Below are 22,834 nucleotides of genomic sequence, written 5' to 3'. Positions count from 1 at the left end.
ACAAGCCCGATCGGGCCAACGGTCACTGTGGTGAGCGCCGGGCTACCGCATCGAGGAAAGGGCCAACGCGAAGCGGGCGGATGCTGTGCTGGGATTGTGGCTGAACACCGAAGCTGCGCATCTCCGCGGCGCTGAACATCCCATCGAGCGATCGCCACCGTCCCGCGTGATCCGAGCGGTACTGCTCGACATCGATCATTTCCGTGCGCGGGGTCTCGAAATCCTTCCTGCAGTCAGCACACCGGTGCTTCGGCTGCTTCTTCAGGCGAATCTTGATGCTCGTGCTCGAGCAGAAAGGACACCGATTGCGCTTCTTCTGCCCCGGCCCCGTCGTGACATCGTCGACCACAGACATCCCGACCACACCAATGCGGTTCCACACGACAACGAGGTCGCCTACCGACACCGCGTCATGGTTCGGGACCGTGCTATCCCAGCTGTAGTACCTCGCGGCCTCGTCGTCATAGCCGTCATTACCCGCGTGCGACCTGGAATCGGCCAGGGACAGAAGCATCCAACCGCGGCCTGAATGATTCAATGCATCGTTTTTCGACATGAGCGTCCTAGTTTGGCTGTTGCCCGCCCGCATGAGGCGGCTAGAGCGATTATCGGTGCCAACCCTAGCAATGAAGGTTTTTCCTGGGCCTATCGCGGGCGGAGGGGAGGATTATGCGGCTCGGCGACGCGCGCTTGGTCATGCTTGCCCGCTACCGCTCCGTGACAGTGCGAAAAACGACAGGTTTCCGCGCTGGAGGTGTCGTTTTGTGCACTCTCGCAGGGAGTCGATGGATCGACCAGTTTCTGTCGGACTCCGGTGGTTAGATCGATGGGGTCGGGCGAGGCAGCATCGGGCGTGCGGGAGGCATGACAGTGAGCGAGCAGGATCCAGCGGTGCATGTGGCGGATAGCCATGACGTGATCCGTGTGCAGGGCGCGCGGGAGAACAATCTCAAGGATGTGGATGTCGAGATCCCGAAGCGCCGATTGACGGTGTTCACCGGGGTGTCGGGCTCGGGAAAGAGCTCGCTGGTCTTCGGCACGATTGCTGCGGAGTCGCAGCGCATGATCAATGAGACGTATTCCGCCTTCGTGCAGGGTTTCATGCCCGCGCTGGCGCGGCCCGAAGTGGATGTCATGGAGGGCTTGACCACGGCGATCATCGTGGATCAGGAACGCATCGGGGCGAACGCGCGATCCACGGTCGGCACGGTGACGGATGCGAACGCGATGCTGCGGATCCTGTTCAGCCGTCTCGGTGATCCGTATATCGGCCCGCCGAACGCGTACTCGTTCAATGTGCCGTCGGTGCGGGCGAGTGGCGCGATCACGGTGGAGCGGGGATCGGCCAAGACGAAGACCGAGAAGGCCACGTTCAATCGTCTTGGTGGCATGTGCCCGCGCTGCGAGGGCATGGGCAACGTCACCGATTTCGACCTGACCGCCCTGTTCGACGACTCCAAGTCGCTGAACGAGGGCGCGCTCACTATCCCCAACTACAGCATGGACGGCTGGTACGGACGCATCTTCCGCGGATGCGGATTCTTCGACCCCGACAAGCCCATCGGCCGCTACAACAAGCGTGAGATGCACGACCTGCTCTACAAGGAACCCACCAAGGTCAAGGTCGAAGGCATCAATGTCACCTACGAAGGCTTGATCCCGCGCATCCAGAAGTCGATGCTGTCCAAGGACATCGATTCGGTGCAGCCGCACATCCGGGCATTCGTTGAACGTGCCATCACATTTACCACCTGCCCCGAATGCGACGGCACCAGGCTGAGCCCCGAAGCGCGCGGCTCACGCATCAACGGCATGAATATCGCCGATGCCTGCGCCATGCAGATCACCGACCTCGCTGCATGGATCCGCGACCTCGATGCCCCCTCCGTCGCCCCCCTGCTCGGCAAGCTCCGCCACGCCCTCGATTCCTTCGTCGAGATTGGCCTTGGCTACCTCTCCCTCGACCGGCCGTCCGGCACGCTCTCCGGCGGCGAGGCGCAACGCACCAAGATGATCCGCCATCTCGGCTCATCCCTCACCGACGTCACCTACGTGTTCGACGAACCCACCATCGGGCTGCACCCCCACGACATCGCGCGCATGAACAACCTCCTGCTGCGCCTCCGGGACAAGGGCAACACCGTCCTCGTTGTCGAGCACAAGCCCGAGGCCATCGCCATCGCCGACCACGTCATCGACCTCGGGCCTGGCGCTGGAACCCACGGCGGCACCATCTGCTTCGAGGGCACCATCGACGGGCTGCGGGCCAGCAATACCCTCACCGGACGGCACCTCGACCACCGCGCGACCATCAAGCCCACCGTGCGCACAGCAACCGGCAAGCTCGAGATCCGCGGCGCCAGCTCCCACAACCTCAATGACGTCGACGTCGACATCCCTACCGGGGTGCTGTGCGCCATCACCGGCGTCGCGGGGTCCGGCAAGAGCTCCCTCATCCACGGCTCCCTCGCCAGTCGCGAGGGCATCATCACCATCGATCAGGGCGCTATCAAGGGCTCCCGCCGCTCCAACCCCGCCACCTACACCGGGATGCTCGAACCCATCCGCAAAGCGTTTGCCAAGGCCAACGGCGTCAAGCCAGCCCTGTTCAGCGCCAACTCCGAAGGCGCCTGCCCCACCTGCAACGGCGCCGGGGTCATCTTCACCGATCTCGCCATGATGGCCGGAGTCGCCAGCACCTGCGAGGACTGCGACGGCAAGCGATTCCAGGCCGCCGTGCTCGAATATCACCTCGCCGGGCGCAATATCGCCGACGTCCTCGCCATGTCCGTCGCCGAAGCCACCGAATACTTCAGCACCGGCGACGCCCGCACGCCCGCCGCGCACACCATCCTTAAGCGCCTCTCCGATGTCGGGCTCGGCTACCTCACCCTCGGCCAGCCGCTCACCTCCCTCTCCGGCGGCGAGCGCCAACGCCTCAAGCTCGCCACCCACATGGGCGGCAAGGGGCATACCTACATCCTGGACGAGCCCACCACCGGCCTCCACCTAGCCGACGTCGACAACCTCCTAGCGCTCCTCGACCGCCTCGTCGACAGCGGCAAGACCGTCATCGTCATCGAGCACCACCAAGCCGTCATGGCCCACGCCGACTGGATCATTGACCTCGGACCCGGAGCGGGCCACGACGGCGGAAACATCGTCTACCAAGGCACCCCCGCCGACCTCATCGCCAGCCCCACCACCCTCACCGGCGAGCACCTCGCGGCGTACACCAGCAAATAGGGACGCGGGTGACCGCTGCCGCTTCCGGGTCACCCCGCTGGCGCTCGGATCTGCTAGCTGATGTCACGGCCGGGCGGGGTGTGTCGCGGCGTGTCGCGTGACAATGGCCAGCAAATTCTGATGACGGGCCGCCAGTCCTGCCAACCATCGCCCCCTGCGCCGCGCGAGCATGGCGAATACAATTGACCGATGGGAGTTGCACACGATCTTGTCCTGCTTACCACCGATCCGCAGTCGGGCAAGTCGTACATATCGAGCACCGTCTCGGATGCTGTGCTCGGTGGTGCCCTTCTGCTGGAACTGGTCACCGCCGAGCGGCTGGCAGTGAAAGGGGAGGGGCGCCGCGCACGCGTCCAGGTGCTCGACAAGCATCCTCTTGGCGACCCCTTGCTCGATGAAGCGCTCGGTCGATTGGTCGATCGCAAGCCGCAGAAGCCAGCCAATGCGGTCACCCGCCTCGGCAAGCGCGCCCAGAAGCAGGTCTGTGCCGAGCTGGCCGAGCAGCGTGTCGTGGCACCGCGCGTGGTCAAGATCCTTGGACTGTTCCCCACCACCCGCCACGACGTGCTCGACACCCGCAGGCGAAGTGAGCTGGCCTCGGGCGTCAAGGCATGCGTGCTGCGCGGAGCGCGGCCCGACGATGTGACTGGCCCGTTGATCGCCTTGCTCTCCGCGGCAGACATCCTCAAGCCGCTCGTGGGCAAGCGGGATGCCAAAGCCGCCAAGGCGCGGGCGAAGAAGATCGCGGCTGGCGATGGATCCACGGAATGGGCGAGCAAGGGAGTCCGCGAAGCGGTGCAGGCAGCCAACGCCGCTGTCGCGGCCGGGGTGGCTGCTTCCGTCGCCGCCACCAGCGCATCCGGAGGGGGCTAGAGCCTCCACCCAGATCTGCTAGCCAATGTCACGCCCGGCCGGGGTGTGTCGCGGCGTGTCGGGTGACAATAGCCAGCAGATCTCGCAGAGCTATCCGAGCCCGTTCCACCAGGCCACCCAAGCCCATCGCCGGGTTGTACGCTTCGCGAATGACGACCTCGAACGCGCTCGAACCGGCCCAGCTCGCGAAACTGAGCGAACTCGTGGACTCCGGTGTGCTGCGCGAGGACCAGCGCGAAGCCGTGATAGCGGCCCTGGAAGCAGGCCACCGGGAGGAGCGCGGGCAATCCGTGCGCCGTGTGCTCGCCGAGGTGGCGGGCTATATCGGTGGCGCTCTGGTCGTCGCGGGCGCGGTGCTGTTGCTCGGACTGGCGTGGGAGGACCTATCGAGAGACGCGCGGGCGCTTATCCTCGGTGTGACCTCACTGGTGCTGATCATCGCGGCGGTGGGTTTCGCCGGTGGGGTTCGGGCGTTGCCGACTGATGGCAATTCAGCACGTGAACGCCTCGGCGCAGCGCTGTTCGCGGGGGCCTCAGTGACGATCGCGTTCGCTCCGGGCACGTTCGTAACCAGCCAGGCGGGAATGTGGTCGGGGGTCGCGGGTCTCATCGTGGCGGTGTGCGCCTATATTGCGATGCCCGCGCTGGTGACGCTGGCAGCATGCGCGGTGATGAGCGTCGTCGCGGTCGTCGGGACGCTCGGGGACCTACATGTCGCCGAAGAGTTCATGGCGGTCGGGCTAGTGATGCTGGGGATCGGATGGCTGGTGGTCGCCGCCCGCTCGGTGGTGGCTCCCGCGTGGGCTGGCTTCCTGGTGGGCGTGGTGATCGCGGTCGCTGGGTCGCAGTTTGCACTAGGTGCGGACTACGAGGCGTGGGCGTACTCGCTGGCGGCGGTGGTGGCGGTGGCGTGCTTCGTTCTGTTCTCCGCGACGCGCTCGCCGCTCCTGGTGATCGGTGGGGTTGTCGCGACGGCGCTCGCGGTGTCCGAGGCGGTGTGGCATTGGACCGGCGGCGCGATCGGGGGAGCAGCGGCCGTGCTCATCGCGGGCGCGGTGCTGCTGGTGGGCAGCGCGATCGGGTTGTATAAGTCGCGCCTCGATGGTTCTGCGAGCCGGAGCTCCGCCTAGGCCAAGCGCGACGGTCCACGTCTCGGGACCGCTATCACGCTTCGGTCCGACGAATCGTCCCTTGGCGCATTGCACGCTCTGCAAGGACATTCTGGCGCCTGGCGGCCGCGCGCGCCCGCGCCTGGTCTACCGCGGACCTGCACCTGGGCCATGCACGCATCTCGAGAATGCCGGAAGGCTTGAGCCGCATGCAGCGGCTCACCGGACGGCGAATGGCTGGCCCCGGATCCCCGGCGCCGGGGTGCCTGTTCTCGCGGCCTACTCGTGGGCGCGGGGTGCGCGTGCAGGGGAAGGCGTGGCGCAGCTCATCCATCAGGATGGCGTGTCGACCCTGATTAACGAGGGATGGCTGGAGAACCCCTCGGTCAGCTCCATCACTGCGCGGCGCTACCTCCGCTACAACAGCTTGATCGTCCACTGGGCGCGCGAGATCAATGTGGCCCCCGAGCTCGTGGAGATGTGGCTCGTGCACCGCTGGAGGCACCGCTGCGACGAGATCGAACCGGCGGCCATCCTCTAGACCTCGCGCGCTTGTGATCCGCGCCACTCTGCGTACGGTGGAGGGGGACTGATGATCAACGGAAGGCGTGCGTCATGGGCAGGTTCTGGACACGTTCCCTCGCGGCAGGGGCCGCATCTCTCGCCATGCTCGCCGGTGGTGCGCCGGTGGCGACGGCGCAGCCCAGCACCGGGCCATCCTGCTCGGTCAACCCGGGTGATCCCGCCGCGACCGTGAACGACCTGCGATTCGGTTGCTCCGCCGCCGAGTATGACGCGCTGTACCGCGCGCTCGGTCCTGGCACGGTTCCGCAGAACGTCACAGCCCAAGGATTCGTGAAGGGCAATCCCGTAGCCGAGCTGGTGTGGCAGGGCAAGGCATTCGGAACGGGCACCGTCACCAATCGCATGGTCGGCCTGGAAGTGTTCCCTGCCTCGGTGCGGGTGGGTCCGTCCTACGCCGATGGGGCGCCCGCCATCCTCATCGACTACTCCGGCGGTCCACTGGGGTTCATCCGCGATGAGATCCGCCAGGTCCAGCCAGGGGTCTATATGGGATTCGCCTACGACCAGAGCGGAGCCCCGCGCGTGGCGGAGCGCTTCATCCTGGTGCTCTAGCTCAGCTCCGCGCTTCGCGGAAATTCGCCTATAGGACTCAACTGGCCGGAGCCGTTCACACGGCTGCTTGTTGCGTTTCATAGGCGAATCGCGCGCGGCCTGCGGTGACCGCGGCCCGCGATCACTCTCGGCGCTAGCTATCAAGGTATGCGCGCCACCCGCCGTGGGCGGAGATGTCCTCGCCGGTGGGGTCGCTGCACCCGAAGCCCGTCACCCAGGTGCCGTCGGCGAGCTCGATCTTGCCGAGCGTCATCGGCTGCGGCAGCGCGTCGAGGAAAGCGCCGAGCCCGGCAGGGGGTAGTTGCCACAGCTCGCCGACGAGGCTGGTGCTGCCGGTGCGGGTGACGGCGGGCTTGGGGATCTCGGTCGGCAGCGCCTGCATGGTGTAGCGAGGGCTGGTAGCGATCTCGCGGATGAATCGTCCACCGTGGGTGATCATCTGGTGGTTGAGTGCGAGCCCGCGCATGTGCGCGCCGAACAACGCCACGTCGAGCCCGGTGCTGGGGTACAGCGGCGCCTCGGTGCCGGTGAGCAGCGCGGCGATATCGATACCGACCTGGTCCTCGAAGGCCCGCGTGACGATGGTGACGCCGAAGCGGGCGCCGTCCGCCTCGCCGGCAGGCACGGCGATCCCTGCCATGTCGAGCAGGTTCATGAAGTTCGTGAATGTGCCCATGCGCGAGTTCACACCGATCGGGTCGGCCTGCGCGTCCTCGATCGTGGGGTGCTCGGGGGCGGTGGGCACGAGCATCGCGTCGAACCCTTCGAGCAAGGAGCGGGTGTGTACCCGGAGCGCGCGCAGGTGCTGCTGGTCGCGGACTAGGTCGCGGGCCGGGATGTCCCTCGCCTTCATCGTGATCGCGCGAACGGTCGGATCAACGCCGTTGGCCGGATCCCTGGAGAGCTCCTCGAGGGATTCACCGAACGAGGCGTAGCGCTCGGCGACGAGCGCTCCGTCGTACAGCAGCCGGGCCGCTTCGAGGAACGGGGTGATATCGAGCTCCTTGAGGCGCGCGCCCAGCTCCTCGAGCTGTCGCGCCGCCTTGTCGAACAGCTCCCGGGTGGAAGGGGAGAGGACCGTGAGGTTGCTTGCGGTGGGAACGGCGACAACCGGCTCTGGCGGCGCAGCGAGGGGGGCGGTGGCTGGCCACCCGCGGGATGCTGGGTCGCCATCGCTCGGGCCGGTGATCACGCGCATGACGCGCACCGCGTCGGGAAGGGTCGGGGCGAGGATTGTGGCGCAGTCATAGGAAGGGCAGGCGGGGACAACACCGTCCACAGGCACGAGTCCGAGGGTGCCTTTGATCCCGACGATCCCGTTGAGCGCGGCGGGCACCCGCCCGGAGCCAGCCGTGTCGGTGCCGAGCGCGAAGTCGGCTATGCCGAGAGCGACTACGACCGCGGAGCCGGAGCTCGAGCCGCCTGAGATCCGTTCGGCGTCATGCGCGTTTCGGCACGCGCCATAGGGACTGCGAGTGCCGACGAGGCCGGTGGCGAACTGGTCGAGATTTGTCTTGCCGAGGACAAGGGATCCCGCGTCGATGAGCCGCTGCGCCGCGGTCGCGGTGCGTTTGGCCTCGTAGGCGAATCCCGGGCAGGCAGCCGTGGTGGGGAGCCCGGCGATATCGACGTTGTCCTTAACCGCGAAGGCCGTCCCGGCGAGCGGCAGGTGCTCGCCTCCCGTGACGCGGGCATCGATGCGCCGCGCGTCGGCGAGGACGTCGTCGAGGGGGCGCAGGTGTATCCAGGCCTCGGGACGGTCGGTCTCGGTGATGCGCGCGTATGCCTGGCGCGCGCGTTCCTGCGCGGTGTTCATGTCGCCCTCGAATCCACTGTTTTCTGTCAGTTGACAGATAGTAGTATGCGAGGAGCGTGTGTCACCCGTGTGAACCCGGCATTACTGCTCATTGCGGTGCGCCGAGCTCCCGAGGACCGCCTAGCGCTTCCGGCCTCGCGTGAAATACGCGATCGGCCCGATGAAGTTGATCGCGATGATCGCGGCCCACCTGCCCTTGGATCCGTTGACCTCCTCGGCTGGCCTGCAGGCGAGGTCCGCCCACGCCGAGACTGCCAGGCTGAGCTGGACCGAGGCGGCGCCGAGCAGGACGCCGCGCTGGGTGGAGGTCAGTTCATTCCATGATGCCATCGGTGCATCCTCGTTCCCGGTCGGAGTGCTGTCAGATCAAACCTACCGAGCCATGGATCCCGCGGTAGGGCCGAATGACCCTCGCGCTGGGGCACCGGGCACCGATCACAGCATCGCGAGCAAGCGAGCCGACTCGCCGCGCAGTTCGTTCCAGTCACCGGTCCAGCCGAGCGCCCGGATGACGGCGTCGGCGGTGCGTCGTGGCTCGTCGACGACCCCGACGTTGTCCCAGCGGAGGTTGACCAGAGTCTCGACGAGCCGCAGCGGGATGTCCTCGCTCGCGTCGGGCAGCTCGCGGACACCGCGGCTCGCGAGGTCATCGAGCACAAGGGCGGCGAGCTGCCGGTACGTGGCGCGCAACGCCTCGCGGGCTTGCACGAACTGCTCGAACCGCTCGGTGCGCAGCTCGGGCAGCAGGTAGAGGGCGCCGATGTTCCAGCGGCTCTGCCAGAGCTGGGTGCCGTCAAGCAGCGCGGTGGCATGCAGCCGGGCGGCAGCGGAGGCAGTGTGGCCCGCGATCGTGGTCGCAGCCTCGAGCATGGGCGCGACGGTCGTGCTGAGCAGCGCTTCGAGGATGTCGTCCTTGGTGCGGAAGTAGTGGTAGAGGGTGGCCTGGCGCACGCCCACGGCCTCGGCGATGCGGCGGGTGGAGGTCGAGGCGTAGCCACGGTTGGTGAACAGTTCCGCTGCCGCGTCGAGGATCTCCTCGCGCGCGGTCTCGCCGGGGCGCTTGCGGTCGCTGAGGCGCGGGCGGCCAGCGCCTTGGGCAGGCGCAGGGGACTCGTCGCTGGAGGATGTCACGGCGTCCATCTTGGCAGGTAGCTAGACGGGTGTCGCCACTGGCTTCGCCCCCGAATCGTGAATGTCCAGCCACCTCCCACGTGGCTGGACTTTCACGATCGGAGCGCTGGCGAGGCCTAGGCCCGCGCACCCACCGGCTCGGGCTGGGCCACCACCACCGAGTCCGCTGGCAGGGCGCTGACCGGAGCCACAGGCTTGGTGAGCAGTGCCACCACGAGGTAGGCGGCCAGTGATGCCCCGGCGGCGAGGAAGGTGGACCAGCCGTCCATCGCGGCGGTGAGCAGCCCGTTGTCGAGATAGAGCAGGGTGTTGTCCACGCCGTAGATGGTGGGGGTGAGGACGAACAGCCCCACGCGGACGGTTACTCCGGCGATGATCGCGGCCATGGCGGCGGAGACGGTGCCGCGGGAGGTCCAGTACAGGCCGAGGATGAACGGCACGACGAGCCCGGCGAGCAGCAGGTCGAAGGTCAGCGTGAGCAGGATGCCGGTCTGGGGGATGCGCAGCGCGACGAACGCGCCGACCAGGGCCATGGGGATCATCGCGATGCGGGTGGCGGTCATGGCGTGCGCGGTGTCGAGGGAGGCGGTGCGCCCGAGCTGGAGGATGTTGCGGGTGATCACCGCGGAGCAGGAGAGCAGCACTCCGCTGGCGGTGGTCAGCGAAGCGGTGACGATGCCGGAGAGCACGATGATGGCGAGCACGGGCGGGGCGTAGTCGCTGAGCAGGGTGTAGAGGATGGGGCCGTTGGCGATCTCGTCGCCGAGGACGGTGACGGCGGTCAGCGCGACGAGGGAGAAGGGGATGCAGATAGCGAGGATCAGGGCGGCGCCGCCGAAGCAGGCCTTCTGGGCGGTGCGGGGGCACTTGGAGGCGAAGATGCGCTGCATGAGGTCGATGGCGACGAGGTTGCCGAGCGCGAGGGCGACGATGGTGGCCCAGTTGATGACGGCGCCCTCGTCCGCGCTGGTCAGTTGCGAGAGGTCCAGCGGGCCGAGGCCGGCAGGGGCGGAGAGCCCATAGGTGGCGACCATCCAGCCGAAGAGCGCGAGCATGCCGACGATGTTGACGATGATCATCCCGATGCCGATGTAGCTGGACGAGAACATGCCTCCGGCGATGGTGTAGCAGATGACGATGGGGATAGCGATGAGGATCGCGGCGGTGTAGGGGATCCCGGCGAAGCGGTCGAGGAGGAAGCCGAGGGCGACGAGGTTGCCAGCGACGAGGATGCCGAAGGCGAGGACGGTCAGTATTGCCGCGGGAACCTCGATGCTGCGTCCGAAGCGTCGCTCGAAGAAGTCCGGGAGGGTGACGATGCGGTACTCGCGCATGGGCTTGGCGAAGAACAGCCCGGCGATGATGAGGCAGAGCGCGAGGCCGATGGGCAGCGCTGCGCCGGCCCAGAAGCCGAACGCGGCGGAGAGGTCGGTGTTGCCGAGGATGCCGTTGGAGTCGATGGCCTGGGAGGCGAGCAGGATGGCAACGACGGGGACGGCGAGGGTGCGCCCGGCGAGGAGGTAGTTGTGGCTGCTGCCCTGGACCCTCCGGGCGGCGTAGACACCAGCCATCAGGAGCGCGAGGACGAAGAGTGCTACGCCGGCAATGATCATCGGATTCCTCATCGGTCGGGTCGGCCAAGGGTCTGGCAGCAAGGGGGCACCCGGAGGTACCTGTCGAATGACAGAAACCTACGACCGGGGGCGATTCGGGTGGTTTCGCGGCGGTAAACCTTCCGTTAATGCGGGTCCGTGATTGCTTTACAAAAGCACTGGCCCGCATCGGTTTTGCCGGTCCACCACGGCCGAAACATGGTGGAAACCAACGGTTACCCGGACGTCACCCAGCGGGTCCATGGATGAGAAAAACTGTCAACTGACAGATATTCGTCGTTGAAGGACGCGCCATGACCACGACCACCACCGCAGGCACCACCACCGCCACCACGCGCGGCGCTCGCGAGCACGCACGTGCCCAGGCCGGCACCACGAGCGACTCCATGCCCACCATCCCCGCCACTGCCTGGCCCACCCCGCCGCCAGGCATCGACGCGAACCGGCTCACCTGGGCCGAGCAGCTCGCCGGCGGCCGCTACACCACCAAGGTGCTCGCCCGCGGCACCCGGCTGCGCCTCACCGACACCACCGGCAACGCCTGCGCCCACCTGCTGCTGTTCCACGCCGACCAGCCCTGGGAGCGGCTCAACGTCGCCGATACCGTCAAGATCCCCTGGCAGGCCTACCTCGGCACCGGCCACCCGCTGCTCACCGACCAGGGCCGCATCATCGCCAGCGTCGTCGCCGACACCTCCGGCAAGCACGACCTGCTGTGCGGCACCACCACCCTCGCCGCCAACACCGCAAAGTACGGCGACGGCACCGTGCACTCCGCTTCCCCGGCCGGGCTCGAGCTCTTCACCCTCGCCGCGGCCAAGCACGGCCTCGACCGCCGTGGCCTGCCACCGTCGATGTCCCTGTTCCACGGCATCCGCGTCGCCGAGGACGGAACGCTCGTCAGCGAGGGCACCGCCGGTCCCGGCGCGCACGTCGAGATCCTGCTGCACCTGCCCGCGATCGTGCTGATCGCCAACACCGCCCACCGCCTCGACCCCGACCCGGAGTTCGCCACCACCGGGCTCGAGATCCTCGCCTGGAACGCTCCCGGCGATCTCGACGACCTGCCCAGTGCCGACCCCGAATACCTCCGCGCGGTGGCCAACACCGACGACTACCTCGCCGCGCGCGGCACCCTGTGAAGGAGACCAGCATGACCACCGTCCTTGACCAGACCGTTCCCGCGCGCGCCCCCTGGTCCGCGATCATCACCGCCGGCGACACGCTGACCATCATCGATCTCGAGGGCAACCAGGCTGTTGACTGCATCCTCTACGACGCCGCCGACACCGCCATCAGGTACAGCGCGCCCGAGACCATATCCGCGCAGGGCAATGCCTACCTTGGCAAGGGCAGCATCCTGCGGTCGAGCACCGGCGCCCCGCTGATGACCGTCACCCACGACGACTGCGGCCGCCACGACACCCTCGGCGGCGCCTGCTCCCAGGAATCGAACACCCTGCGCTACGGCCACCACACCAAGCACCAGCACGCCTGCGTGGAGAACTTCCTCATCGAGGGCAGCAAGTGGGGCCTCGGCAAGCGCGACCTCGTCTCCAACATCAACTGGTTCATGAATGTCCCCGTGGATCCCGATGGCACGCTCGGCATCGTCGATGGCATCTCCGCCCCCGGCAAGAAGGTGTCGCTGCGCGCGGAGACCGACACCCTCGTGCTCGTGTCGAACTGCCCGCAGATCAACAATCCCTGCAACGGGTTCAACCCCACCCCGGTCCGCATGGTGGTGACCCGCGCATGAGCACCTTCGACACCCTGCTGATCGCTAACCGCGGCGAGATCGCCTGCCGCATCATCCGCACCGCCCGCGAGATGGGGCTGCGCACCGTCGCGGTGTTCTCCGACGCTGACCGCGGTGCCGCCCACGTCCGCATGGCGGATGAGGCCGTGCACATCGGGCCGACCCCGCCGCGCGAGTCCTACCTCAATGCCGAGGCGATCCTCGCCGCCGCGCGCAAGACCGGGGCGGGAGCCATCCATCCCGGCTACGGGTTCCTCTCCGAGGACGCCGCGTTCGCCGAGCAGGTCGAGGCCGAGGGCATCGCATTCGTCGGCCCCACGCCCGAGCAGCTCCGCGTCTTCGGCACGAAACACACCGCCCGCGCCGCCGCGGCCGAGGCCGGGGTCCCCATGATTGCCGGCACCGACTTGCTCGCGAGCGCCGATGAGGCCGTGGTCGCTGCGGAGTTGATCGGCTACCCGATCATGCTCAAGGCCACTGGCGGCGGTGGCGGCATCGGCATGCAGGTGTGCCGGGACGACGACGAGCTGATCGCCGCCTATAGCAACGTCGCCCGCCTCGCCTCGCATAGCTTCTCCACCACCGGGGTCTTCGCCGAGCGCTACATCCAGGACGCCCGCCACATCGAGGTGCAGATCCTCGGTGACGGCACCGGCAACGTCCTCACCCTCGGCGACCGCGACTGCTCGCTGCAGCGCCGCAACCAGAAGGTCATCGAGGAAGCACCCGCGCCCGGCCTGCCCGAGCACCTGCGCCAGCAGCTGCACGACACCTCGCGCGCGCTCGCGGAATCCGTGCGCTATCGCAGCGCTGGCACTGTCGAGTTTGTCTACGACCCCCACCGCGGCGAGGCGTCGTTCCTTGAGGTCAATGCCCGCCTGCAGGTCGAGCATCCCGTCACCGAGGCCGTGACCGGGGTCGATCTCGTCCGCATGATGCTCGAGCTCGCCCAGGGCCAGCGCCTCGATGCGATCACCGGCCACGTGGCCCGCGTGCCAGTGCGCGGCCACGCCGTGGAGGCGCGGGTCTACGCCGAGGACCCCACCCGCGACTACCTGCCGTCGGCGGGCACGCTCACCAACGTCGAGCTGCCCACCGGTTCGCAGGTTCGCGTGGACGGGTGGGTGGAGACCGGCACCGTCGTCTCCACCGCCTACGACCCAATGCTCGCCAAGATCATCACCGCCGCCGATGACCGTGCCACCGCGTTCACCGGGCTCGGGGAGGCGCTGCGCCACACCCGCATCGACGGCATCGAGACCAACCTTGGGCTGCTGCGCGCCATCACCACCGTCCCCGACGTCCTCGCCGCCGAGCATCACACCGGAACTCTCGCGCACGTCACCGACACCGAGCCGCGCATCGTCATCGAGCGCCCCGGCATGCAGACCACCGTCCAGGACTACCCCGGCCGCACTGGGTTGTGGCAGATCGGCGTCCCGCCGAGCGGGCCCATGGATGACCTGTCGTTTCGCCTCGGCAACCGGGCGCTGGGCAACGACGAGGGCGTGCCCGGCCTCGAATGCACCGCGACCGGACCCGCGCTGCGATTCACCGACCCCACCACCGTGTGCATCACCGGCGCGGACGTCCCCGTGACGATCGACGGCAAGCCCGCGCCGATGTGGGAGCCGATCACCGTCCCCGCGGGGGCGACTCTCGACATCGGTGCCAGCGAGGCGGGCCTGCGCACGTACGTGCTCGTCGCCGGAGGGCTCGATGTGCCCGAGTACCTCGGCAGCGCGTCGACGTTCACCCTCGGGCAGTTCGGTGGCCACGGCGGACGCGCGCTCGCCAAGGGGGACGTGCTGCGCGCCCGCGGCACCACCGCCACCGGCACGCCGATCACCGAGCGCCCCGCGTTCGCCCACCACTGGGAGCTCGCCGTCACCGAGGGCCCCCACGCCGCGCCGGAGTTCTTCACCCGCGACGACATCGCTACCCTGCATGCCACCGACTACGAGGTGCATTTCAACTCCGCCCGCACCGGCGTCCGGCTGATCGGCCCCAAGCCGCGCTGGGCCCGCACCGACGGCGGCGAGGCAGGGCTCCACCCATCCAACATCCACGACAACGCCTATTCGGTCGGTGCGCTCGACTTCACCGGCGACACCCCCATCCTGCTCGGGCCTGACGGGCCCAGCCTCGGCGGATTCGTCTGCCCCGTCACCGTGGTGGCCTCCCAGCGATGGAAGCTGGGACAGCTGCGTCCCGGCGACACCGTCCGCTTCGTGCCCATCAAATCCACCGACGCGGCCTCCTCGCGTGCGCTCGACGCCACCCGCTGGACCACCAGCTCCACAGGCGGCGATGGCGATGACGGCGTGCTCCACCGCGAGGCCGACCGTGGCGACCTCCCATCGCTGGCCTACCGCCGCTCCGGCGACGACAACGTGCTCGTCGAGTACGGCGACATCACCCTCGACCTCGAGCTCCGCGCCCGCGTCCACGCCCTGCACACCCGGCTGGAGCAAGCCGCGCATCCCGGAATCCTCGACCTCACCCCCGGCATCCGGTCCCTCCAGGTGCACGTCGATCCGGACGTGCTGCCCGTGCCGACACTCGTCGGGCTGCTCCGCGAGCTCGAGAACGACATCCCCGCCGCCAGCGAGCTCGTCGTGCCCAGCCGCACCGTGCGGCTGCCGCTGTCGTGGGACGATCCCGCCACCCGCGAAGCGATCGAGCGCTACATGTCCGGGGTGCGCTCCGATGCACCCTGGTGCCCGTGGAACATCGAGTTCATCCGACGCGTCAACGGCCTCGCCACTGTCGAGGAGGTATTCGACACCGTCTTCGACGCTGAGTACCTCGTCCTCGGCCTCGGTGACGTCTACCTCGGCGCGCCCGTCGCCACCCCGCTCGACCCCCGCCACCGGCTCGTCACCACCAAGTACAACCCGGCCCGCACCTGGACGCCGGAGAACGCCGTCGGCATCGGCGGCGCCTACCTGTGCATCTATGGCATGGAGGGGCCCGGCGGCTACCAGTTCGTCGGCCGCACCACCCAGATCTGGCAGCGGCACGCAGAAACCCCGTGGCTGTTGCGCTTCTTCGATCGCATCCAGTGGTACCCCGTCTCGCCCGAGGACCTGCTCGACATGCGCGCCGACATGGCGGCGGGCAGGTTCGAGCCCGATATCACCGAGGGGGAGTTCTCCCTCGCCGAGCATCGCCGGTTCCTCGCCGACAACGCCGACGCGATCGCGAGCTTCCGCGCCAAGCAGGCCGCCGCGTTCTCCGCCGAGCGGGATGCATGGGAAGCCTCCGGCGAGTTCGACCGCCAGGACGCCGCCGTGGATGTGCCCGCGCCCACCGAGGATGTGGTGGTGCCCGAGGGCGGCGTGCTCATCGACTCCCCGTTCATCGCCAACGTGTGGAAGATCAACGTCGCTCCCGGTGACGAGGTGGCGGAGGGCCAGCCCTTGCTCGCGCTCGAGGCCATGAAGATGGAGACCGTCCTCATTGCTCCGCGCGCGGGGACCGTCGATCAGGTCCTGGTGGGCGCGGGCACCCAGGTCGCGGCGGGGGAGGGCGTCATCGTCCTGCGGTAGGGGGCTTGGGCGCCCTGCTACCGCTAGGCTCGCTCCATGGATTGCGAGCCCCTGCTCCAGCATCTGCTCACCGCGCCCGCGACGGCCCCCTCCCGGGAGACCACCGCCGAGTTCTGGGACCGGCACTGCCAGATCGCCCGCCTGTTCCCGGATTCAGTCGATGCCGCGGCCGCCGCGGGTTTCGGCGCGAGCTGCGTCGGGCTCGCGTTCGGCTCGGGCTACCAGGTCGCGCTGCGCGTCCTCGATCCGGGGCTCGGCGAGGGCATCGCGGCCATGTGCGTCACCGAGGCGGGTGGCGGCCATCCGCGTGCGATCAACACTTCCATTAGGCCCATTGGAAACGGTTGGGTCCTCAACGGAACAAAGACGTTCGTCACCTTCGGGCCCGAGGCGTCCGAGCTGCTCGTCGCCGCCAGCGCCGGAACCTCGGCCGAGGGACGCAACAGCCTCCGCGTGGTCCGGGTGCGCGCGGACCAACCAGGCGTGACTGTCACGGTGCGGCCACCGCTGCCGATGGTTCCCGAGCTGCCCCACGGCGAGGTCCAGCTCGATGAGGTCCAGCTGGGTGAAGGCCTCGGCGCCGATGTTCTTGATGGGGACGGCTACACCCGTTACATCAAGCCGTTCCGCACCATCGAGGACATCCACGTGACCGCGGCGGTGCTGGGGTGGCTGGTTCGCATCGCGCGGCAATCGGGGTGGCCGCGCGATGTCCAGCAGCAGATCATCAGCGCGATCCTGGCGCTGCGCCCGCTCGGGTGCGCCGATCCCGCCTCGCCGGCAGTGCACATCGCCCTCGCTGGGGCGCTCGCGTCCGCCGCTCATGCCGTCGAGCAGCTCGAGCCCCTGTGGGCGGATGCGGATCCAGCTGTCGCGGAGATGTGGCAGAGGGACAAGGCGCTGCTGGGCATTGCTGGCCGCGCGCGAGCGGCACGGCTGGATTCCGCGTGGGCGACGGTCAACCAGGCGGGATGCTAGCCCACCGTATGCTGGCGACGTGGACGAGGATGCGATGACCAGGTTCTTCACCGACCCCGAGGATGTCAGCGGGCAACTCGAGGCCGAGGGCTACCTGCCCGACGAGGACACATCACTGACAGTGTTCCTCGCGGACGCTCTCGGCAAGCCATTGCTGATCGAGGGCCCGGCGGGGGTGGGCAAGACCGAGCTCGCCAAGGCTGTCGCCAGCGCCGCCGGGGTGCCGCTGATCCGCTTGCAGTGCTACGAGGGCCTCGACGAATCCCGCGCGCTGTACGAGTGGAACTACTCGAAGCAACTGTTGAGCATCCAGGCCACCAAGGATGCCGATGGTCTTTCCGATGACGTGTTCAGCGAGCGATTTCTGCTGACCAGGCCACTGCTGACCGCGATCCGCAGCGAGACTCGCACCGTCCTGCTGATCGACGAGATCGACAAGACGGACCTCGAGTTCGAGGGCCTGCTGCTCGAGATCCTGTCGGACTTCCAGGTGACGATCCCCGAGCTCGGCACGATGCGGGCCACCGCCAAGCCTTTTGTCGTGCTGACCTCGAACGCCACCCGGGAGCTCTCCGAGGCCCTCAAGCGCCGGTGCCTCTACCTCAATTTGGAGTACCCGTCGATCGAGCGGGAGCGCGATATCGTGCTACGCCGCATCCCGGGCATCGACGAGACCCTCGCGCGGCAGCTTGCCGAGACGGTCGAGGCGTTGAGCGGCCTCGAGCTGAAGAAGGCACCCTCGATCGCGGAGACGCTCGACTGGGGACGCACGCTGCGGGCGCTGGGCACGACCCGGCTCGATGGGCGCACCATCACGCGGACGCTGGGCGTGGTGCTCAAGCATGCCTCTGATCATGCGAGGGCGATCACCGGCCTGAAGCTCGCGGAGTAGCCGCATGCTCGACCGTCACCTCGGTTTCCTGCAGGCGCTCCGGGATGCTGGCGTGCCCGCCTCGACGTCCGAGGGCCTCGACGCGCTCGATGGCATCGCGGCATTGCCCGCGCTCGACCGGCGCAAGCTCCACGCGCTGTATGGGGCCACGCTGGTGAAGCGGCAATCCCACCGGCAGCTCTTCGACACCCTGTTCGACCTGTGGTTCCCCGATAACGCGACAGCGCGGGAGACACGCTCGGAACCGCCCGCGGACCCCGCCGCCAAGGTACAGGCCCTGCGCGGCGAGCTCACCGAAGCCGTCCTCGACGGAGACGAGGGCGAGCTCTACGAGATCGCGCGCGAAGCGGTCGAGCAGCTCGGGCAGATCCCTAGCGCGCGTGGCACGGGGACATCATGGTCGCCCGCTACCGTGCTCACCACGATGTCGCCCCGAACCCTCATGGCAGGGCTGATGCGTGCCGCCGCTGAGGAATCCGCCATGCCCACTGCGATCGCCCGGGCCCGGTTCGATGCCCGGCTCAAGCGCTTCGAGGAGCTTGTCGAGGCCGAGGCACGGCGACGCATCCTCGAGGAGCAGGGCGCTGGCGCGGAAGCGGTGCGGGTGCAGCCGCTGGAGATGGTGAGCTTCGCCGCCGCGTCGCAGGCCGAGATCGCCGAGATGCGACGGCAGTTGCATCCGCTCGCCCGGCGGCTCGCGGCGCGAATGAGCATGAAGCGGCACCACGGACGCCGGGGCGCGCTCGACTTCCGGCGGACTATCCGCGCCTCGCTCGCCACCGGGGGCGTCCCGGTCAACCTGAAGCATCGCCCGAAGCGCCCGCACCGCCCCGAGCTGGTCGTGCTGTGCGACATCAGCGCATCGGGGGCAACGTTCGCGCGCTTCGCGCTGCTCCTGCTCGCGGCATTGCAGCAGGAGTTCGCCCGCGTGCGGTCGTTCGTGTTCATCAGCACGCCCGAGGAGGTCACGAAGCACTTCGTCCGCCACAGCGATGCGCTTGATGCGCTTACGGCCATGGAGGGCGCGACTACGCAGCAGGTAATGGGCAGCGGAACCGACTACGGGAAGGTCTTGCGCGGCTTCACCGACACCTACGCTGATGCCCTCACGCCAAGAACGACCCTCCTCATCATCGGTGACGCCCGCGCGAACAACCTCCCGCCCCGGGCGGACGCTGTCGCGGGCCTGGTGGAGCGCGCGCGCCGGGCCTACTGGCTCAACCCCGAGCCGCGCGCGAGCTGGGGGACCGGCGATTCCGCGGCGCTCGAGTACGCCGAGGTGATCGACATGCTCGAGTGCCGCAATCTCGGGCAACTGACCGAGGTGATCGAGGAGCTGGGCTAGCTGCCCGCTGCACCGGACGCCGATCAGCGCCGACGGCTTCGAGCGCGACTCCGGCTCGGAGCCACGCCAGTCCACCGGGTGAACGCGTGCGTGAAGCTCGCCGTTTCCGCATAGCCAAGACGGAGCGCAATCTCTTCGATCGGCATGTCTTGAGCGAGAAGTCTTTCGGCGAGGGTCCATCGAACGTCTTCGGCGAGCGCCCGGAACGACGTTCCTTCATCGGTCAGTCTGCGGCGGAGCGTCCGTGGGTCGAGATGGAGCTCGTCGGCGACGGTCTGCATCGATGGGAAATGCGCTGGATCGTTGAGCAGCCGGCTGCGGATCTGACCGGCCAGCCCAACACGCGCGAGCCGACGATCGAGGACCTCAGCGCACTGCCGCTCGAAGAGCCTGGCGGTGTTCGGATCAGCCTGCGGGAGCGGAGCATCGAGCATTCCCGGCGGCCCTGCAATGCGGTTGCGTGCCCGGTTGGGCCGGATCTCAGCCGTTGCCGACCACGTGCGCACGAGACGTTCAGCCCGCTCCTCGTCGAGAGTGGTCTCGATCCACTCCGGCGCGAGCTCGACGCCGGCTCCCCTGAGCACGGCGGCGAAGCCCGCGAGATCCCGCTCGACAATGAATGGCCGCACGTCGGCAGGAATCTCGGTGTCGTCAGCGACGATGTACAAGTGAGTGGAGTCGGAGTCGACCGACAGGCGAACGTGCGACGGCGCGAGCGCGAGGTAGGGAGCAATGCGTTCGAGGCCTTCTCGCACCGTGGCGCTGGCCAGGAACGTGAAACCGACGATCCCGGCCCGGCCAAAGGTGCTGAAGCCGCCGACCTCGATCCCCTGGCCGGTGTGGTCACCGAGCTTGCCGACGATGTTGCGGACAACGGCGAATTCCTGGTGCGCCCAGATCTCGGTCGTCTCGTCAACCAGATCTGCCTCGGTCAGTCCGGTTCCCGCCAGCACCTCGGCGATGGTCATGTGACCGGTGACGCCTTGTGCCATGATTCGCACGCCTTCAGTGCCGCGCGGCACTGACCATGCGGGCGCTGCAGCCATAGCCATTGTCCGAAGTTATCAAATAACCGCCCGAAGCGAACATTCTTCTGGAACCGTGATCGCCCTACCGTTGTTCTCATGACCACCCTAGATGTCGTCCGGCAAGCAGCCCTCTCCGAGGAGATCCAGGATCTCTACGCCCGCACGAAGGCGAAGGTCGGCGAGGAGGACCTCGCCCACATCCGGGCCGTCAGCGCCTACTCGAAGGCCATCGATGCCCGGCGCCGCGAACTGCTCCGCTCGGGCGGCCCGAGGGCGGTGAGCCGGGCGGTGGTTCTGGAGATGCTGTATCGGCTTCTGCAGTTCTCCGAGCTGGGCCACAACATCATTCACGGGTCCTATGACCACCTGTCGAACGCGGGTGAGTTTCATTCCGACCGTTACCAGTGGGACTTCAACGTCGACATCGCCGAGTGGAAGGTGATGCATCACGAGGGACATCACCCGAACACGAACATTCTCGGTCGCGACCACGATCTCGGGTACAGCGTCGTGCGCGCCCAGGCCGGACAGGACTGGTTCGGCCACCACGCGCTGCAACTCCTCCTGGTCGGCGCGGCAACGCCGTTCTTCGCCCAGGTGGCGCCGTTCGTCGTGACGAACGCGTCCCGGCAGATGAAGAGCGCGCCCTTCTTCAGTGTCGACACCTTGCGCGTCCCCGCCCGCGTCGCCTACCGCGACACGGTGCGCCGGCTCATCACCGAACCGCGCGCAGCAGGTACGCGGTTTCTTCCGACGCTGCTTGGCAACCACGTCGGTGGGGTCGCCGGCTACCTCGCCGTGCTGTTCCTGGTGATCATCGAGCACCATGCTGGTGACGTCGAAGTGTTTCCGGAGCCCGGTCCCGACGAGACGCGCGACGAGTACTACATCAGGCAGATCCGTGCGACGCGGAACTTCCTGCGCAACGACAAGCTTGATTCGATGCTCGCGCGCATCCTCGAGGAGGAGGTGCCGTTCGAGAACCGGCCGGACTTCCGTATTTTCTACGGCGGCTTGGACACTCACATCGAGCACCACCTGTTTCCCGACCTGCCGCCCAACCGGCAGCGCGAGATCGCGCCGCAGGTCAAGGAGATCGCGCGCCGCCATGGCCTGCCCTATCACGAGACACCGATCGGCGACACCGCGGCGTTGTTGGTGCAGGCTCTCGCCGGGCTGTCGGTTCCGGTAGGGGAGCGCGAGAGCTCGAGCCCGCGGCGATTGCTGAAGCAGCCGCTGTCCCTGGCTCGGCGCGTTGTCGCCGGCGCGAAGTACCGCTTGCTCCCGGATGCTCCCTACCTCGACAAGCCGCGCTGGTACAACGTTCCGGCACGCGTCGTCGCGACGCAGGAACTGGCCGGCGGTCGCGCCCGGCTGGTTCGGCTCGAGAAGCCGCACGGATGGGACGACGTGCGATGGGAAGCCGGCGCCTTCATCTCGGTGCGGGTCGAGCACCGTGGAGAATCGCTCGTGCGCCAGTACAGCCTGGTGCACGACAGCGACGGCTCCGACACGATGGATATCTGCATCAAGCGGGTCGACGGCGGACGAGTCTCGAACGCGTTGAACGACACGCTGGACTCAGGCGCCTACGTGACCGTTGTCGGTGCCCCCACCACGACCGGCGGCCTCATCATGACCGAGGTTCCCGCGAAATCACTGTTCGTGGCCGGTGGTGTCGGGATCACGCCGATCATCAGCCAGCTGCGCCGGATCGCCCGCGAACGCAACGCCAGCGACGCGGGAGCGGAGCCTGCGGAGCGACCATCGGACGCGGTGCTCCTGTACTTCAACCGCGACAAGCAGTCGACACTCTTCGAGCGCGAGATTCGCGAGCTCGGGCGCAAGTCCGGCATCCGCGTGCACCTGTTCACCGGCGAGCAACCGGCGGCGACCCTGATCGAGCAACTCGTTACCGACGCGCACGAGCGCGAGACGTTCGTCTGCGCCCCGGGCGGACTTGTCGAAGCGGTTCGGGGATGCCTTACTGGCCTCGGGCAACCGCCACAGTTGTTCCACACCGAATCGTTCACGCCACCAGAGCTGGTACGACCCGTCGACGACGGTCGCCGCTATACCGTGAACTTCCGGCGCAGCGATCGCAAGGTCGAGATCGACGGCGCAACGACCTTGCTCGAAGCGGCTTCCCGTGCCGGGATCTCGGTGCCGACCGGGTGCCGTCGCGGATTGTGCCGAGCGTGCGTGACCCCGAAGCTCAGTGGCACGACACAGAACGAGGACTCCGGCACCGGCGTCCAGCGGATCACAGTGTGCGACAGCCTGGCTTGCTCGGACATCGACCTGGATCTGTGAGGGAACACATCGATCGCGGGCAGTGGCTGCCCGGAAACACATC

Annotated in this window: 18 protein-coding genes; 12 read left to right on the top strand and 6 right to left on the bottom strand. The window is 67.9% G+C overall.

The genetic code is table 11. The annotated features are described in order from the left end of the window. Positions 1 to 22 precede the first annotated feature (22 nt). Positions 23 to 556, bottom strand: a complete 534-nt coding sequence (locus QC765_RS12545; protein ID WP_278314779.1) for a hypothetical protein — start codon at positions 554 to 556, stop codon at positions 23 to 25. A 308-nt stretch (positions 557 to 864) separates the two neighbouring features. Between QC765_RS12545 and QC765_RS12540 the strand changes: the two genes are divergently transcribed. The 5 genes from QC765_RS12540 (at position 865) to QC765_RS12520 (ending at position 6,365) form a co-directional block, all read left to right on the top strand. Beyond that, entirely contained in the window at positions 865 to 3,246 is a 2,382-nt protein-coding gene (locus tag QC765_RS12540; RefSeq protein ID WP_278314778.1) for an ATP-binding cassette domain-containing protein, read from the top strand. 189 nt (positions 3,247 to 3,435) lie between these two features. Further along, the gene (locus QC765_RS12535; RefSeq protein WP_278314777.1) at positions 3,436 to 4,119 is read left to right on the top strand and encodes a GOLPH3/VPS74 family protein; all 684 of its coding nucleotides are present in this window, start codon (positions 3,436 to 3,438) and stop codon (positions 4,117 to 4,119) included. Positions 4,120 to 4,268: 149 nt separating this feature from the next. After that, complete coding sequence (locus QC765_RS12530; protein ID WP_278314776.1) at positions 4,269 to 5,249, top strand: hypothetical protein; 981 nt, start codon at positions 4,269 to 4,271, stop codon at positions 5,247 to 5,249. A 322-nt stretch (positions 5,250 to 5,571) separates the two neighbouring features. Further along, a complete protein-coding gene (locus QC765_RS12525) occupies positions 5,572 to 5,769 on the top strand; it encodes a hypothetical protein (RefSeq protein WP_278314775.1) in 198 nt (65 codons plus the stop codon). A 74-nt stretch (positions 5,770 to 5,843) separates the two neighbouring features. Next, positions 5,844 to 6,365, top strand: coding sequence for a hypothetical protein (locus tag QC765_RS12520; protein WP_278314774.1), 522 nt, complete (start codon positions 5,844 to 5,846; stop codon positions 6,363 to 6,365). Between the two features lie 133 nt (positions 6,366 to 6,498). On the opposite strand, the gene atzF is transcribed toward QC765_RS12520, so the two are convergent. The 4 genes from atzF to QC765_RS12500 form a co-directional block, all read right to left on the bottom strand. Beyond that, positions 6,499 to 8,181, bottom strand: a complete 1,683-nt coding sequence (gene atzF / locus QC765_RS12515) for an allophanate hydrolase (protein ID WP_278314772.1) — start codon at positions 8,179 to 8,181, stop codon at positions 6,499 to 6,501. Between the two features lie 120 nt (positions 8,182 to 8,301). Continuing rightward, positions 8,302 to 8,511, bottom strand: coding sequence for a PLDc N-terminal domain-containing protein (locus tag QC765_RS12510; RefSeq protein ID WP_278314771.1), 210 nt, complete (start codon positions 8,509 to 8,511; stop codon positions 8,302 to 8,304). Between the two features lie 105 nt (positions 8,512 to 8,616). Then, positions 8,617 to 9,312 (bottom strand): TetR/AcrR family transcriptional regulator, encoded by a 696-nt coding sequence (locus tag QC765_RS12505; RefSeq protein WP_278314770.1) that lies wholly within the window; start codon positions 9,310 to 9,312, stop codon positions 8,617 to 8,619. A 116-nt stretch (positions 9,313 to 9,428) separates the two neighbouring features. Beyond that, entirely contained in the window at positions 9,429 to 10,925 is a 1,497-nt protein-coding gene (locus QC765_RS12500) for a high affinity choline transporter 1 (protein WP_278314769.1), read from the bottom strand. 293 nt (positions 10,926 to 11,218) lie between these two features. Between QC765_RS12500 and QC765_RS12495 the strand changes: the two genes are divergently transcribed. Genes QC765_RS12495 through QC765_RS12470 form a run of 6 tightly spaced genes read left to right on the top strand, consistent with a single transcriptional unit; the run spans position 11,219 to position 19,450 of the window. Beyond that, on the top strand, positions 11,219 to 12,067 hold the full coding sequence (locus QC765_RS12495) for an urea amidolyase associated protein UAAP1 (RefSeq protein WP_278314768.1): 849 nt from the start codon (positions 11,219 to 11,221) through the stop codon (positions 12,065 to 12,067). An 11-nt stretch (positions 12,068 to 12,078) separates the two neighbouring features. Further along, positions 12,079 to 12,684 carry an urea amidolyase associated protein UAAP2 gene (locus QC765_RS12490; RefSeq protein ID WP_278314767.1) on the top strand — a complete coding sequence of 202 codons (606 nt, stop codon included), beginning with the start codon at positions 12,079 to 12,081 and terminating at the stop codon, positions 12,682 to 12,684. Beyond that, complete coding sequence (gene uca, locus QC765_RS12485; protein WP_278314766.1) at positions 12,681 to 16,235, top strand: urea carboxylase; 3,555 nt, start codon at positions 12,681 to 12,683, stop codon at positions 16,233 to 16,235. The genes QC765_RS12490 and uca overlap by 4 nt, the downstream gene beginning before the upstream one ends. 36 nt (positions 16,236 to 16,271) lie before the next feature. After that, complete coding sequence (locus tag QC765_RS12480; protein WP_278314765.1) at positions 16,272 to 17,213, top strand: acyl-CoA dehydrogenase family protein; 942 nt, start codon at positions 16,272 to 16,274, stop codon at positions 17,211 to 17,213. A gap of 34 nt (positions 17,214 to 17,247) precedes the next feature. Next, positions 17,248 to 18,105, top strand: coding sequence for an AAA family ATPase (locus QC765_RS12475; RefSeq protein WP_278314803.1), 858 nt, complete (start codon positions 17,248 to 17,250; stop codon positions 18,103 to 18,105). 4 nt (positions 18,106 to 18,109) lie between these two features. Continuing rightward, a complete protein-coding gene (locus QC765_RS12470) occupies positions 18,110 to 19,450 on the top strand; it encodes a vWA domain-containing protein (protein WP_278314764.1) in 1,341 nt (446 codons plus the stop codon). Between the two features lie 23 nt (positions 19,451 to 19,473). Here the strand turns inward: QC765_RS12470 and QC765_RS12465 are convergent, their stop codons facing one another. Further along, positions 19,474 to 20,442, bottom strand: coding sequence for a helix-turn-helix transcriptional regulator (locus QC765_RS12465; protein WP_278314763.1), 969 nt, complete (start codon positions 20,440 to 20,442; stop codon positions 19,474 to 19,476). 132 nt (positions 20,443 to 20,574) lie between these two features. On the opposite strand from QC765_RS12465, the gene QC765_RS12460 reads away from it, so the two are divergent. Continuing rightward, positions 20,575 to 22,791, top strand: a complete 2,217-nt coding sequence (locus tag QC765_RS12460; protein WP_278314762.1) for a fatty acid desaturase — start codon at positions 20,575 to 20,577, stop codon at positions 22,789 to 22,791. Positions 22,792 to 22,834 lie beyond the last annotated feature (43 nt).

It is taken from the genome of Hoyosella levis (assembly GCF_026008515.1).
Classification (GTDB): Bacteria; Actinomycetota; Actinomycetes; order Mycobacteriales; family Mycobacteriaceae; genus Lolliginicoccus; species Lolliginicoccus levis.
This window is presented reverse-complemented; position numbering and strand designations above follow the sequence as displayed.